The sequence below is a fragment of the Psychrobacter luti genome (genome assembly GCF_014192115.1).
Lineage (GTDB): Bacteria > Pseudomonadota > Gammaproteobacteria > Pseudomonadales > Moraxellaceae > Psychrobacter > Psychrobacter luti.
In genome coordinates this window covers 258,729-273,997 of the sequence record NZ_JACHXL010000003.1, presented here as the reverse complement: position 1 = coordinate 273,997, position 15,269 = coordinate 258,729, and the positions used below count along the sequence as shown (strand labels likewise).

Genomic DNA, 15,269 nt, shown 5'->3' with positions numbered 1-15,269 from the left:
CCATTATTATCAATAACAGCTACTATTCTAGCGCTGATTCATCCTATTTACTGACTTTATTAGCAACTTTATTCTTAACTTCATTTTCAGCGTTATCCATTAGTTTGCTATCTTCCTTTAGACTACTACGGCGCGGGATAAGCAATAGAGCTAAGCCAACTGCCCCTAAACTCAACCACTTCTTTTTATTGCTATTGTTAAGATTGCGCATTGGTTTCACCGAAGTATTTTTGCAAAGGTATTTTCAATAATACATATTGTACGTTAGTTAATCGCCGTTTATGCATACTGAATTTATTCAAACAAGCTACACTTAAAAGACAGACTATAAAAATCAATAATGAAAGCAATGAGTTATTATTCCTGGTTGAATTATACGCGCATCATTGAGGCGCTGTGTATATCTGTGTTATGAATACGCAAGCTTATGTACGGCGTCACTATCGTGCCGTACGTTTAAGTATGCTTGTTATTGAGTATTAGCTTAAGAACTCAAGCTATTGGGCTATTAAGGCTTATACAGTATCTTACAGCTTATCTATTATGAGCTTTAGCGCTTTAAAGGATAAGTCGTAATACCACTGCTGCTAGGGCTATCTACTTTGGTAAAGCCCTGAGAAGTATTTTTTGGCGTTTGGTTACGCTTAGGCACCAGTGGATTAAGCGGCATCAATTCATAATCGGCACTGATATTGCCATTCCAGCCCTCTGTACCGCTAAGCGGTAACTGTTTAATCGTACCGTTTTTATCGATAACCAGCTGTAGGACGCGCATTTGATTGTATTTGCGCTCAGTCACACTGGCTACAGCCCCGCCATCGCGTAAGATAGTCGGCTGTAAAAATATGATTAAGTTACTCTTCTGATTACTATCATTATCAGAGCGGAACAGTCGACCAATCAATGGCACATTACCCAAACCAGGTACTTTTTGTTGGCGCGTAGTGGTGTTATCACGCATCAAGCCACCTAAAGCGATGGTTTGCTGATCATCGGCTAAAATAGTGGTATTAATCAGGCTTTTATTGGTAATAAGACCGCTGGCATTGCCGGCGCTGCCCGGTACGACCGACGAGACTTCTTGCGAAACCTCCAAACGTACGGTGCCATTATCCCCAATATGAGGAATGACGTTTAGGTTGATACCGATATCTTGACGGTCAATAGTCTGGAAGGGGTTGGTCGAAGAATCGCTGCCTGTGGTATAAGAGCCAGTGACGAAAGGCACGTTTTGACCGACTAAGATGCTCGCTTTTTCATTATCCAAAGTCAGAATCGAGGGCATCGACAGCAGATTGGCACTGGTCGATGAGTCAAGAGCCTGTAAGATAGCGCCATAAAATTGGGTATTGCCTTGACTGTCTTTCTTACTATCACCGATTCCAATCAAAGCACCTGCAATCGACCCTGCGGCCGCACTGATACCTGCACCACCCGACAAGGCTGCTGCTGCAAGCGATACCGCACTCGCGCCAACGTTATTGAAATTGACGACGCCATAACCACTATTGGCATTACCTAGCGCCCACTGCACGCCAAGCTGGGTCGCATCATCGCCTGATACTTCGACAATAGCTGCTTGAATTAAGACTTGAGCGCGGCGGCTATCGAGCTGATTGACGGCATCTTCAATCTCAAACATCAGCTCAGGCGCGGCATTAACGATGACGGCATTTTGGGTTTCATCAGCGATAATACTAAAAGGTCGACCACCAATACCAGTACCTGCGCCACCCGAACTGCTAGTCGATAAAGCGGCAGTACCGCTATTGCCAGTAGTGTTGTTGCCAGCACCATTACCAACATTGGCATTAGCGCCGCTATTTAGTGTTGAGCCAGTACCACTGGCACCGTTTAGAGAGGCAGACTCTAAGGTTGATGTCGCACCAGAGCTATTAATAGATTGGCTGGCAAGTAAGCCACGTAGCATCTCTGCAATATGACCGGCGCTAGCATATTTCAAGCGAAATACCCGTAGACCACTCAAACGCCTTGTAGGAGTGGTATCAAGCTGATTAACCATCTCTTGCACTTTGGTAATCATCTCAGGACTGCCTTTAACCAACAATCTATCACTAGAGGTATCGGCAATGACTTTTAGCTGATTGTTAGCACCTTGGGCTTGCCCGCTGCCCGCGCTTGCCACCAAGGCGCTAATCAGCTCCATCATGCGCTCGGCATCGACATGACGTAACGGTATGACTTGCAAGCTATCATTGACGTTGCTGTCTAAATCACGGATAAGCGCCGTAAGCTGATTAAGACTATCAGCGCGATCAGATAATACTAGCGCATTGACACCCGGTACCGCTGCTGCGTGAGCCGACTGTGGCATCAGCGGTCGAATCACGCCGAGCACTTCTGCTGCTTGGGTATTGGTCAAATAAATCACCCGCGTTGCTAGCGCCTCGCCGACACTATCACCGCGTAAATCCACCGCGACACCAGATTGTTTGGCGACGTTATCAGGCACCAGCTTAATCGTCGTACCCGAGTCGATAGCAGCAATACCATTAACCTGCATGACACTTAAAAACAGCTGGAAAATCTCATCACGCGACAATGCTTTGTTAGAAATGACGGTGACGTTACCATTAATGCGCGGATCAAGAACAAAGTTTTGATCGGTAATGGTCGCCACTTCATTAATAAAAGCTTTGATATCGGCATCTTGTAGATTGACCTTCCAGCTTTCCGCACTTACTAGTCCCGTACTTGCCGCCCATAGCGGAACTGCTAAGCACAGCGGACGACACAGCCGCATCAAACGCTGCAAAATATGGTGTAAAGGCGTGACCGAGAAATTTTGAGAACTGACCATATTGATAATTACCTACAGTGATGTCGCGGATGTACTAAGTTTCATGAGTACTAAGTTTCGTGTGCTAAACAAAATGTTTGCTGAACGTAATATGAGCTAGATTTCATAACTGACCAATGGTTTTCAGCGGTTTGCCAACCACATGAGCAAATAAATCTATATCTAAAAATCGCCTTTAAAGTCTAAGCTAGAACTGCTGACGAATGGTAATCACTTGATCGCCACGCTGTACCTCTATTTGTGCTTCACCGGCTTGCTTTACTTGCTGTAAGACGTTGGCATCTTGCTCCGGATTACTGCCAACGCTTTGACCATTAACAGTCAGTACCTTATCACCAGGTTCCAGCCCTAACCGATTACGCAGTTTGGCTGGCATAGCAGCTGTGACCTGATAGCTCTCACCCGACGCCATGACGCCCATTCGACTTAAATAACTGGCGGGATTGGATTGTAATTCGGTAACGGCTTCATCGATTGCTGACTTTGGCTCGCCCTCACTGCTTGTCTCCCCATTTGGCGCCGTCTCAGGATTAACTTGGTCTGGTGATGGTGTATTAGGCGAGTTAGGCAAGATAGTATTGTCTGGCAAACGCTGATTGCTCACCGCACCTGCCAGCATAGCACTTTGGTCAAGTGGCATAGCTTCTGCCATTCTGATGACGGTTTCTTTATCATAGGCATCAGCGATAATAACTTCATTCCAATCGACAGCAACCAGCGTATAGTCACTGTCTTTCAAAGTATCACCGATACGGTAGTTTTTTACTTCGCCATTGACGTCCAACATTGCTGAAGAAAGACTTTCTGGTATGGCAATAAGCACACCTTTTAATACGATATTAGGTGGCGGTTGGACTGGAGCAGCGATAGGATCAGGGTCAGCAAAGATGGCAAACAAACCACTATAATCTGTATTTGAGTTCGCCGTATTCTGTAAAGGTGCTAACGGTAACGCAGGCGCTAATGGAGCGGCCAGCAGCAGCCACAGTAAGCGCGCCGCTGTCCAGCACAACCAAATAATGGCTAATAACAATAACCACGCTGAAAAGCGATTTAACGTGTTAATAATAGGTTTTAAACGGCTAGAGATATCGGTAGCATTCATCATCTAGCGCGCTCCCAAGCCATTGAGCAGCGGCTGACGCACACTGACTACAGGTGTATCTTGCGGTGCTTGTCCTTTATATTCTGGCATGTTTTCTAGTAAACGCTGGGTTAAGCTCACATCTAACATATTATCGCCATCGATATACAGATCACCCAAGCGCTTATCTTGATTATTTACAAGATTGATATGCAGCAAATTTTTATTGTTCTTTTGCTCAGCACTGAGCTCAGCACGCAGCGCTGGCATGGTGATATAAAAAACCTTACCACCGCTAGGATAGCCCACTTCACCGCCAATCCAAGTCAGCTGACCACTCGCCTCACTAAAGCCCGCCACATTTTTACCTGAGTTTTCGCTTGAAGTGCTTGCTGCGGCATTTGCAGCAGACTGACGTTTTAATGAAACGTTATTTACCTGAATCGGCGCATTAGGCAATTGCCAATCGACCACACTGGCCAAAGTTTCAGGGGCAATTTTACCGTTCATGTTTTGAATTTGCCATGAGCTGGTGCCTACTTTAACCTGACCATTTAAACGGGTCTGCTCTGAGCTGATATCAACCTCTGCGCCTAACTTGCCCAACAATAAATGCCATGGCTGCCACGACCACTCAGCGGCGCCTGTAAGCGGCGTTGCTGACACGGGCAGCTGCCAAATCGCAGAGCCTTGCCATAAGTTGCCCGACACATGTTGCACATACGGCGTATCTGGTGCGTATTTTTCAAGTAGCCATGCTGCTGGCATTTGCAAGACGGCAAATAGCGCAAATAGTATAAAGCCAAATAGCCACCAGAGCTTGCGGGGACGCTTGTAAGACGATGTGGATACTTGAGGCACAGTTACCTAACTCTTATATAAGACAAAAACGTCATTATCATAGCAAACAATGGCATACAGATGACAGAAAAAAAGCCAATATCTTTGCACCAAAATACTGGTGATAAAGATACTGGCTTTCATCTATCCACTTACTTATTAAGCAACCATTATCAATGACTCATTCAAACAAAATAGAATCAGACATTAATAAAAATTGTTGACTCATTAAATAGCAAAATCTTCCAATTTACGACCTGCAGCTAGTGCGTCTACCAACCAAGTCGGTTTGCGGCCACGACCAGTCCACGTTTCTTCGTTATTACTGGTATTGCGATATTTAATACTACGTTTTTTCTCAAGTTTCTCGCCCGCTTGTAGTATCTCTTCAATACTGGCATCACTTTCTTCAGCAATTTTTTCAAACTGCATATAAGCATCATATAAACGCTGGTGTTGTTTCTGGGCAATAAGTTGCTGAGCATTTTCTGTAATGGCACGTAGCTCATCAACATTTAGGTTATTTAAATCAATCACGTTATTTTTGCTCATCATAATCTCCACTTTTATATCAAGGTTATAAATCAAATAGCATAATCACTAATGACTAATTAATAATAAAAATCGTAAGTAGCGGTAATATAAACAAAAATATAATCCATCACAAGTATTGATTGGTATTCAATGATAAAAGGATACTCATAAATGCCATTAAAGCAAAAACGGTTTTAAACGATAATTAGTTTGACATTAGTATTTATAATGTTGTTAATACTTTTAATCATTAACACTTACAAAAGCCAATAACATAAAAAAAGAGCCTGTATCCACAGGCTCTTCATTTTTTAATCAACATTCTTTCTTATATGATTTAAAATGGTTGTATCCTAAAATGGAATATCATCATCTACAGGGCCGTCTGGCATCCCTGTCGGCTTCGACTGTGCTGGTGCTTGAGCTGGCTTATTGAATTGATTTTGCGCTGGCGCATTTTGATTATTAAAGCTGTTTTGATTGTTGCCTTGTGACATACCTTGAGAAGCTGGAGCGCCCCCTTGATTATAGCCACTTTGCTGGTTATTAGCTGGTTGACCATAATTATTTTGGCCTGAGCTTTGGCCGCCCTGATTGCCATAGCCGTTTTGGTTGCTTTGACCGCCTTGGTTATTGCTGAATCCACCACCGGCATCATTACTACCACCGGTCGCGCCATCAAGCATTTGCATTTGCTCAGCACGAATCTCAGTAATATAACGGTCTTGACCATTGGGATCTTGATATTTACGCGTACGCAAGCTGCCTTCAATATAGACCTTACTGCCTTTACGAAGATACTGTGCCGCGATTTCGCCTAAACGATTAAACAATGAAATGCGATGCCATTCCGTTGCTTCTCTTTTTTCACCGCTTTGCTTGTCTGTCCACTGCTCTGAAGTCGCAACCGAAATGTTGGTCACGCTACCGCCATTACTGAATTGACGTGCCTCGGGGTCTGCTCCAAGGTTACCAATGATGATAACTTTATTAACTCCGCGCATAATGTTGTCCTTCTATTGACAAATTGTTTTATGAATATTTTAATAAATATTAAATGAAACTGATTAATAATATCAGTAATATGAATTTACTTTAACCAATTTTTGTTTAAATATCTACAGCAACAATCGTACATGCGACGCTGAATGTCGCATAGCCTCATCACTACTAATACTTAGGTTTAAATTACTATATGCCCTAAATATCTAAAGGACTTTGAGCCAAATGCGACAGCTCTTGTCGCGAAGAATCGGTCAGCTGGGTTTTATCTAATTTCAAATAAGCGACCTGCTCTTTTGCCATCACGACCAACTCATCAACGCCATCTACCGCAAGCATTTGCCGTGACCAGTCTTGGATATTGATATTCTTAGGAATAGTTACTGTGGTACTTGATAAATAAGGTGGATCGGCAATCGGAATAATCAACAGTAGCGCCGCGGCCATGATAGCGGCCAATATGCCCCACGCCAATAGATTGGGCTGCGTTAATAATAAACCGCCCATCGCACCGCCGACAAAGGCTCCAAAGAACTGACTTGACGAGTTCAAGCCCATCGCGGTAGCTTTATTGGCGACTGGCGCACGTTTCGATATCCAAGATGGAATCGTCGCCTCAAGTAAGTTAAAGCCCATAAAATACAGCAGCAAACCTAAGATAATACCTACGCCGACCTGACTACCAATGGCCAATAACGCTAAAGCAGCGGTCATTAACGCAATTGCACCTAAAAATACTTGGCGCATTTTACGTTTCTTTTCTGCGATGATAATAAAGGGAATGGCAACAGCAAAGCCGATAAATAATAATGGTAAATACACCAAACCCTGCTGACGTACCGACAGTCCCATCACTTCATTCAGCTGATGTGGCAATATAACAAAAATAGCTGTCATTGTTAAATGCAGCGCAAAGATACCAATATGTAAGCGGTTCAAATCACCGATTTTTAGCACGCTAGACAATTGCTGACCAATCGATTTATTATCAAGATTATGCTTAAGCACCCGTAGCGGAGTCGGTACAAACAATAATAGCAACATCGCCAAAATAGCGAAACCAGCGGTCAACCAAAACAGTCCAGAAATACCAAGCGAACCCACTAATAAGGGACCAAAGGCAAACGCGAGCATGATGGAGGTCGCAATGGTCAAACCCATCGTCGCCATCGCTTTGGTACGCATCTCTTCGCGCGTAACGTCTGCTAACAGCGCCATCAATACCGCCGAAACTGCGCCACTACCTGCCAGCGCTCGACCAATAATGACCTCATAAATATCTGTGGCATTAGCGGCAATGATACCGCCAAGCGCAAATAATATCAGACCCAAAAAGATAATCGGCTTACGTGGGAATTTATCAGCGGCGAGACTCATCGGTATCTGAAAGATAGCCTGCCCTAGCCCATAAATACCAACGGCCAAACCTATCAGAAACGGTGTTGCGTGCGCATAGTTATCACCATACACAGAAAATACTGGCACAATCATAAACAAGCCAATCATCCGCAAGGCAAATATACCACCGACCCCGAGGATTGCCCGTTTTTCTACGCTATTCATGCTTGCCTCACTGGTTCATCATTGCTGTTTAATCACGGCAGCTCTGCTTGTATTATTACGACGCTATCAAGGCTTTAGCCTACAAATTAAGCCCCCTAGTATAAGACATTCGCCGTTTGCTTGCCGAGACTTTTGCCCTCCTACTTCAGCATCATAGAGGACACCGACTTAAGCCATTCATTTTACGCGATAATTTTGTTACCAAGTGCATCTGATGGGTCACTACACCTTGAATAATGCAGCTATCATGACAATAAAGTAAGACGTTGAGAACGTTGTGGTCTGAAAAATGGTCTGAAAAAATCTTACGACAAATCTTTTTATAAAACGACGTTATTCTGCCAAATCTATAACAAACCACTCATATTAGTTACCCTTTATTTAGATTACCTTTATCCATTTCAAGTATTAAAGGTATTGTGCAAAAGAGATAACCATTACTATAGCTTTATGAAAACCACATACTTTTATAAAGCCATAGTAATTTGAATAGCATTTTTAAAATTATCTACGCTTTCAATGAATCATTTAACTCATATTAGTTGACCCTTTTAAATTTTTTAAAAATACCATTTTAGCAAATAGGAAACCTATCACCGATGGCACACGAGTATATTAAGGTTCGCGGCGCACGCACTCATAATCTAAAAAATATCGATTTAGACATTCCACGCGATAAGTTCGTGGTGATTACCGGTTTATCAGGCTCTGGTAAATCTTCATTGGCCTTTGATACGCTTTATGCTGAAGGGCAACGCCGTTATGTCGAGAGTCTATCAGCTTATGCGCGTCAGTTTCTCTCACAAATGGAAAAGCCAGACGTCGATAGTATCGAAGGCTTGTCACCGGCGATTGCCATCGAGCAGAAATCAACCAACCATAACCCGCGCTCAACAGTTGGCACGATTACCGAAATTTATGACTATTTGCGTCTGCTCTATGCGCGTATCGGTACACCTTATTGCCCAGAGCATGGCGAGCCAATGGTTGCGCAGTCGGTCACCGAAATGGTCGATCAGGTGATGGCATTGCCAGATGACACCAAGATTATGATTTTGGCACCTGTCATTCGTGAGCGTAAAGGTGAGCATACTGTCCTGCTTGAGCAATTGATTGGTCAAGGTTTTGTGCGCGTACGCGTTGACGGTGATGTCTACGATACTGATGAGCTACCGACACTCGATAAAAAGAAAAAGCATACGATTGAAGTTGTCGTTGATCGCTTTAAAGTCCGTGATGACTTAGGCAACCGCGTCGCTGAAAGTTTGGAGACTGCGCTACGCTTAGGTCAAGGTCTGGTGACGCTACATTTTATGGATGGCAACCCAAAAGAAGGCGGTGATGCCAACCAAGTGATGTCAGCTAAGCATTCTTGCCCTGTTTGTGATCGCGCCGTCTCTGAGCTTGAACCGCGGATGTTCAGTTTTAACAACCCTTATGGTGCTTGCCCAAGCTGTGATGGTCTCGGTAAACGCCAATATTTCTCAGCCGAAAAGCTGATTACTCATCATGAAAAATCGCTCAACCAAGGGGCGATTAATGGTTGGGATAAGCGCCACGCCTATTACTTTGGCCTGCTCTCTACCGTCTGCAATCATTTCAAAATCGATATGGATGCGCCATGGCAAGAGCTGCCAAACGCGCAGCAAGATCTCATCATGCAAGGTTCAGGTAAAGAGAAGCTGACTTTTAACTTCACTGATGAGCGCGGTCGTAAAACTAATAAAACTGTGCCATTTGAAGGCGTACTGCCTTATCTGGAGCGTCGTTATGCTAAAACGCAAAGCAATCTGGTGCGGGACGAGCTAGCGAAATACTTGGCTGATACCACTTGTAACGTTTGCGATGGTGCGCGTCTCAATGAAATCTCACGCAATGTCCGCGTGGACGAGCATACTATCGCTCAAATCGTCAAGCTATCTATCGGTGATGCCGCTGAATATTATAAAACGCTAAAAATTGGCGGTCATAAAGGTGAAGTCGCGGAAAAAATCTTTAAAGAGATTAACGAGCGTCTAAACTTCCTGGTCAGTGTCGGGCTTGATTATCTATCACTTGCCCGCTCTGCTGAAACGCTATCAGGCGGCGAAGCGCAGCGTATTCGACTTGCCAGCCAAATTGGCGCAGGTCTCATGGGTGTGATGTATGTACTCGATGAGCCGTCGATCGGCTTGCATCAGCGTGATAATGATCGCTTGCTCAAAACCCTAACGCGCTTGCGTGATTTGGGTAATACCGTACTGGTCGTTGAGCATGATGAGGACGCCATTCGTCAAGCGGATCACGTCATCGATATCGGTGTCGGCGCGGGCGTACATGGCGGTCATATTATCGCTCAGGGTACGGTCGATGACATCATGGCGAATAAAGAATCACTAACTGGACAATATATGTCTGGTAAGAAAAGAATCGAGATTCCAACCATTCGTCATAAAGCCAAAACGATCGATATGGAAGTCAAAGGTAAAGCCAAGCCCAAACAAGTTCCAATGACTATTGAGCTTAAGGGCGCATCCGGCAACAATTTACATGACGTTGATTTGACGCTACCAATCGGTATCATGACTTGTATCACAGGCGTTTCAGGCTCTGGTAAATCGACCCTGATTAATCGTACCTTAATGCCATTAGCAGCGACGCAGTTGAATAACGCCTCAACGCTTATCGCCGATAAGCATGACAGTATTAGCGGTCTTGAGCATTTGGACAAAATGGTCGATATCGATCAAAGTCCTATTGGTCGTACGCCGCGCTCAAATCCAGCGACCTATACTGGTGTATTTACGCCAGTACGTGAAATGTTTGCACAAACCCAAGAAGCGCGCGCCCGTGGTTATAAAGCTGGTCGCTTTAGCTTTAACGTTAAAGGCGGACGCTGTGAGATGTGTCAGGGCGATGGTCTTATCAAAGTTGAGATGCATTTCCTACCTGATATGTATGTGCCGTGTGATACCTGCGAAGGCAAGCGCTATAACCGCGAGACCTTAGAGATTCACTATAAAGGTAAAAACATCGCTGACGTATTAGACATGACCGTTGAAGATGCGACTGAATTCTTCTCAGCCATTCCAGCGATTTATCGTCGCCTGCAAGCATTGATGGATGTTGGTCTTAGCTATATCCGTCTTGGTCAATCAGCGCCAACGCTATCAGGCGGTGAAGCGCAGCGTGTGAAACTGGCTCGTGAACTTGCCAAACGCGATACTGGACAGACGCTCTATATCTTGGATGAACCAACCACTGGTTTGCATTTCCATGATATCGATAAGCTGCTGCATATCTTGCATACCCTACGCGATAAAGGCAATACCATCGTGGTCATCGAACATAACTTGGATGTCATCAAAACTGCCGATTGGGTGATTGATTTAGGTCCTGAAGGTGGTAAAGGTGGCGGTCTGATTATCGCTGAAGGTACGCCTGAGGAAGTGGCAGAAGTCGAAGGTTCGTATACGGGTGAGTTCTTGAAGCCGATGCTTAAGCAAGCGATGAAAGAAGTGAGTTAATAGAACTTAGGTAATAATTAATGAAAGGCTACTCTTTAAGGAGTGGCCTTTTTTTGGGCTTATTTTGAGTTGACTAAGATAATGAAATTATTACTATAAATATAAGGCAACACCCTATAGCGACATTGTATACAGGAGAAATATTTTAGTATTCATATGTTGTTTATACTAATCTTAGGTTATGAAACGTTACTGCTAATTTGGGTAGCAAAATTTGTGAATGAAAGTAAAAGTTAGTAATACTATAGAAATTATAGTACCAAGTATAAAAAACATCGTCATATCTCGCCTAAATGTTTCTAAGATAGCCTCGTTTTTAAGTAGGCGTAATAGTATCCTTTTAAAAAACTTGTCCAGAAAGGATGACCTTTTATATGCCAAGATAGAAGTATTCCAATCCCAATCTCCCTAATAAAGTCCATCAGCTTCTTATTTTCCTTCTATATCTTATTTTAATTAGTATTTTTAGAAGCTATTTAGTGCAATAACTTTAGTTTTGTCATAGCAACTAACCCTATATAGTGATTACTTTTATATTACCCATTGTAGAGTGAATAACCCCTGATGAATTGCCTTTGAAGAAATAGTTAGATGATACTCAACTAAATAAACTCCCTCTCAACATTCATCACCCGCGCATCTACGGTACGTTCTACTTTTTCCTCTATTTGACTGCATTGTGACTCGACCTCACGTTTAGACAGCCCGACGATCACAAACGTCCACTCGCTAGCGTCATGTCGATCACGCTCGCCACTCTCACATACCGCAACGCTTGGCGTATTACCAAAGCGTGCGTGCAACCCGCCCATGCGTTGGCGCTTTTCTTTTAATGAGCCACAGCCGGGTAGCGCAAAAGTCAGGGTTAAGATAGCGATATGCATTTTATTCTCCTTACTACAGTGGTTTACGCTTTATAATAGTAGCAAATAAGCTCGGCAAGTTATGCTATCGTTACCTTACTGTCTCGATAGCATAACCACTCACCCTGTTTATAGTTATAGCATTTATAAAAATCACAATAGCCAATATGCGTATCTAATCAATGACCTCTATCAGCTACGTACAGCAACAGCACATTACTCGATTATGCGTGCGCTGCGGACTACTCCTTATGCAATATGGCGCTGAGTCTGCTGTGGTGGTGGATTTATCGAAACGCTTGGGGCTTGCCTTGGGGATGAACAGCGTAGAATGTTCGCTGAATTTTAATGCCCTTACCTTGACCACTATCTGTGATGAGCGCTGTATCACCACCACCAGAGACACGATCAATCAGAGCATCAATGTCAATTTATTGGTACAAATCCAGCAAATTATCAACAGAACCGAAGCCGATACACATAGCGACAAGCCAGATAACAATAAGCTAAAGTCTGAGTTGACGGAGCGCACTACTCTTGCGTTTGATGGATTAGATAAAACGGTTTATCCGACATGGCTAGTGAGCATATTTGTTGGCGCGTCTTGCGCTGCGTTTGCGTATCTAAATGGTGGCAGTTGGTCGATTACTGGCGTAACATTTATCGCGGGTATGGTAGCGATGTTTACCCGTATTTATCTGTCCAAACACCATTTCAATCCCTTTATAGCGGTCATCGTGACCGCTTTTATTGCCTCTTTAATTGGGTCGACGACTTACTATTTTGATATAGGTAACAATGCCGATATTGCCGTTGCCTCTAGTGTGCTCTTACTAGTACCAAGCTTTCCGTTAATCAACTCGTTCTCAGATATCTTAAAAGGCTATGTCAATATTGGGATTGGTCGTGCCGTTTTTACCTATATGCTAACCTTGTCCGCTTGCGTTGGTATTGTGATAGCGCTGGTTTTACTTCGAATACAGCACTGGGGGTTTTAAGATGTGGTTCATTGAAACTGTGGTGCTGTCGTGCATCATAACCCTTGGTTGGACGCTGATGTTCAGCGTTCCCAAACGCTATATTTTGCCGTGTTTGCTAATGACCGCGTGCGGATTTGGGTTAAAAACAGCGCTTGTCTATCAGCACGTCCATCTGGTGGTGGCTAGCTTTTTTGGGGCGATGCTTGCCAGCTTTTTGGGCGTGTATTTTTCAAAAAAATATACCCTACCGCCCAAAGCATTAATCTCACCGAGTGTCATCTGTATGATGCCAGGTATCGCCGCTTATAAGGCAATGGTCAGTATGGTACAGATTGGCTATTTTGGTTTTTCAGACGAATTATTTAGCCAAATGATGGTGTATTTGTTTGAGGCCTTGTTTGTGACCTCAGGATTGGTGCTGGGCTTGTCCATTCCTGGACTGTTATTTTATAGACGTCGTGCTATTGTTTAAGTAAGTTTAGATAAATCTAAGTGGGTTTAAATGGCGAACTAATTTCGCTTAAATTATCTTATAGCCTGATGCTAGCTGGCACATCCTTATAAGCAAAACCTTGTAAGATTAATAATGATACCCATTACAATAGAGTTCAAAATAACAGAATTAAAAAATAATAGACTGCAAAATTGCACCAACACGCATTAATACGTACTGAATAAAGAGACTTAACCATGACAAAACATTATGACTATATCGCCATTGGCGGCGGTAGCGGCGGTATTGCCTCAATCAACCGAGCAGCAAGCTATGGCAAAAACTGCGCCATTATTGAAGCCAACCAATTGGGTGGCACTTGCGTAAACTTAGGCTGCGTACCCAAAAAGGTGATGTGGTACGGTGCACAAGTTGCTGGAGCCATTCATAAGTATGCGCCAGATTATGGCTTTGACGTTGAATTAAAAGGCTTTGACTTTCAAAAGCTGGTCAATAGTCGCCAACAGTACATCCAAAACATTCACCGCGCTTATGATAATAATTTGGCAAAAAACGGCGTTCAAGTAATTAAAGGCTTTGCCAAATTCGTCGATGCCAATACGGTAGAAGTGAATGGTGAACTTATTACCGCTGACCATATTTTGATTGCGACGGGCGGACATCCGATTCTTCCTGATATCAAAGGCGCAGAATACGGCATCGATTCTGATGGCTTTTTTGCTTTAAACGAGTTGCCAAAACGGGTGGCTATCGTCGGCGCTGGATATATTGCTGTCGAAATCGCTGGCGTGTTAAATAGCCTTGGCTCTGAAGTGCATCAGTACGTGCGCCAACATTCGCCGCTTCGCTCGTTTGATCACACCATTGTGGAGACCTTGCTGATAGAGATGGAGCAAGACGGTATTCAATTGCATACCAACACCATGCTCACTGAAATTGTTAAAAATGACGATGGTAGCCTGACTTTGTGTACCACAGATGGTGCTCTTGATACCGTAGATTGTTTGATTTGGGCGATCGGTCGCGCGCCTTCTACCGATAATATCAATTTGCAAGTGACGGGTGTAGAGACGACCGAGTTTGGCAAAATTAAAGTCGATAAATTCCAAAATACTAATGTTAAAGGGATTTACGCGGTCGGCGATATTATCGAAAACAGTGTCGATTTGACACCGGTGGCTATCGCCGCAGGTCGCCGCTTGTCGGAGCGTTTGTTTAATAACAAGCCTGATGAGCATCTAAACTACGAGCTGATACCGACGGTTATTTTTACCCACCCTCCTATCGGTACCATTGGCTTGTCTGAAATCGATGCCGTAAATCAATTTGGTAAAGACAATATCAAATGCTATACCTCCACCTTTACGGATATGTATAGTGCGGTGACTCAGCATCGCCAAAAGTCTACGATGAAGCTGATATGTTTAGGTGAGGAAGAAAAAGTCATTGGCTTGCACGGCATCGGCTTTGGCGTCGATGAGATGATTCAAGGCTTTGCGGTAGCGATTAAAATGGGCGCGACCAAGGCTGACTTTGACAATACCGTCGCCATTCATCCAACAGGGTCGGAAGAGTTTGTGACGATGCGTTAGTTTTTATAGACTGGGCGATACCAACCACGG

The 15,269-nt window shown here is 43.8% G+C and carries 12 protein-coding genes; 4 read left to right on the top strand and 8 right to left on the bottom strand.

Annotated features, from left to right (window positions below; translation table 11 throughout):
• Nucleotides 1-43: 43 nt before the first annotated feature.
• From FHS24_RS08065 to FHS24_RS08035, 7 genes are all read right to left on the bottom strand, one after another.
• Nucleotides 44-211, bottom strand: coding sequence for a hypothetical protein (locus tag FHS24_RS08065; protein ID WP_183620511.1), 168 nt, complete (start codon nucleotides 209-211; stop codon nucleotides 44-46).
• Between the two features lie 339 nt (nucleotides 212-550).
• A complete protein-coding gene (gene gspD / locus FHS24_RS08060; RefSeq protein WP_183620509.1) occupies nucleotides 551-2,821 on the bottom strand; it encodes a type II secretion system secretin GspD in 2,271 nt (756 codons plus the stop codon).
• Nucleotides 2,822-3,008: 187 nt separating this feature from the next.
• Complete coding sequence (locus FHS24_RS08055; protein ID WP_227671739.1) at nucleotides 3,009-3,929, bottom strand: type II secretion system protein N; 921 nt, start codon at nucleotides 3,927-3,929, stop codon at nucleotides 3,009-3,011.
• A complete protein-coding gene (gspN, locus tag FHS24_RS08050; protein WP_183620507.1) occupies nucleotides 3,930-4,766 on the bottom strand; it encodes a type II secretion system protein N in 837 nt (278 codons plus the stop codon).
• Between the two features lie 207 nt (nucleotides 4,767-4,973).
• Nucleotides 4,974-5,297 carry an H-NS histone family protein gene (locus FHS24_RS08045; RefSeq protein WP_183620505.1) on the bottom strand — a complete coding sequence of 108 codons (324 nt, stop codon included), beginning with the start codon at nucleotides 5,295-5,297 and terminating at the stop codon, nucleotides 4,974-4,976.
• A 335-nt stretch (nucleotides 5,298-5,632) separates the two neighbouring features.
• Nucleotides 5,633-6,283, bottom strand: coding sequence for a single-stranded DNA-binding protein (gene ssb / locus FHS24_RS08040; protein WP_183620503.1), 651 nt, complete (start codon nucleotides 6,281-6,283; stop codon nucleotides 5,633-5,635).
• A gap of 196 nt (nucleotides 6,284-6,479) precedes the next feature.
• The gene (locus FHS24_RS08035) at nucleotides 6,480-7,844 is read right to left on the bottom strand and encodes an MFS transporter (protein WP_183620502.1); all 1,365 of its coding nucleotides are present in this window, start codon (nucleotides 7,842-7,844) and stop codon (nucleotides 6,480-6,482) included.
• A 599-nt stretch (nucleotides 7,845-8,443) separates the two neighbouring features.
• Between FHS24_RS08035 and uvrA the strand changes: the two genes are divergently transcribed.
• On the top strand, nucleotides 8,444-11,350 hold the full coding sequence (gene uvrA, locus FHS24_RS08030; RefSeq protein WP_183620500.1) for an excinuclease ABC subunit UvrA: 2,907 nt from the start codon (nucleotides 8,444-8,446) through the stop codon (nucleotides 11,348-11,350).
• 602 nt (nucleotides 11,351-11,952) lie between these two features.
• On the opposite strand, the gene FHS24_RS08025 is transcribed toward uvrA, so the two are convergent.
• Nucleotides 11,953-12,234 (bottom strand): DUF503 domain-containing protein, encoded by a 282-nt coding sequence (locus FHS24_RS08025; protein ID WP_183620498.1) that lies wholly within the window; start codon nucleotides 12,232-12,234, stop codon nucleotides 11,953-11,955.
• A 161-nt stretch (nucleotides 12,235-12,395) separates the two neighbouring features.
• On the opposite strand from FHS24_RS08025, the gene FHS24_RS08020 reads away from it, so the two are divergent.
• From FHS24_RS08020 to gorA, 3 genes are all read left to right on the top strand, one after another.
• The gene (locus FHS24_RS08020; RefSeq protein ID WP_183620496.1) at nucleotides 12,396-13,211 is read left to right on the top strand and encodes a threonine/serine exporter family protein; all 816 of its coding nucleotides are present in this window, start codon (nucleotides 12,396-12,398) and stop codon (nucleotides 13,209-13,211) included.
• Between the two features lies 1 nt (nucleotide 13,212).
• Nucleotides 13,213-13,665, top strand: a complete 453-nt coding sequence (locus FHS24_RS08015; protein ID WP_183620495.1) for a threonine/serine exporter family protein — start codon at nucleotides 13,213-13,215, stop codon at nucleotides 13,663-13,665.
• Between the two features lie 218 nt (nucleotides 13,666-13,883).
• A complete protein-coding gene (gene gorA / locus FHS24_RS08010) occupies nucleotides 13,884-15,239 on the top strand; it encodes a glutathione-disulfide reductase (protein ID WP_183620493.1) in 1,356 nt (451 codons plus the stop codon).
• Nucleotides 15,240-15,269: the final 30 nt, after the last annotated feature.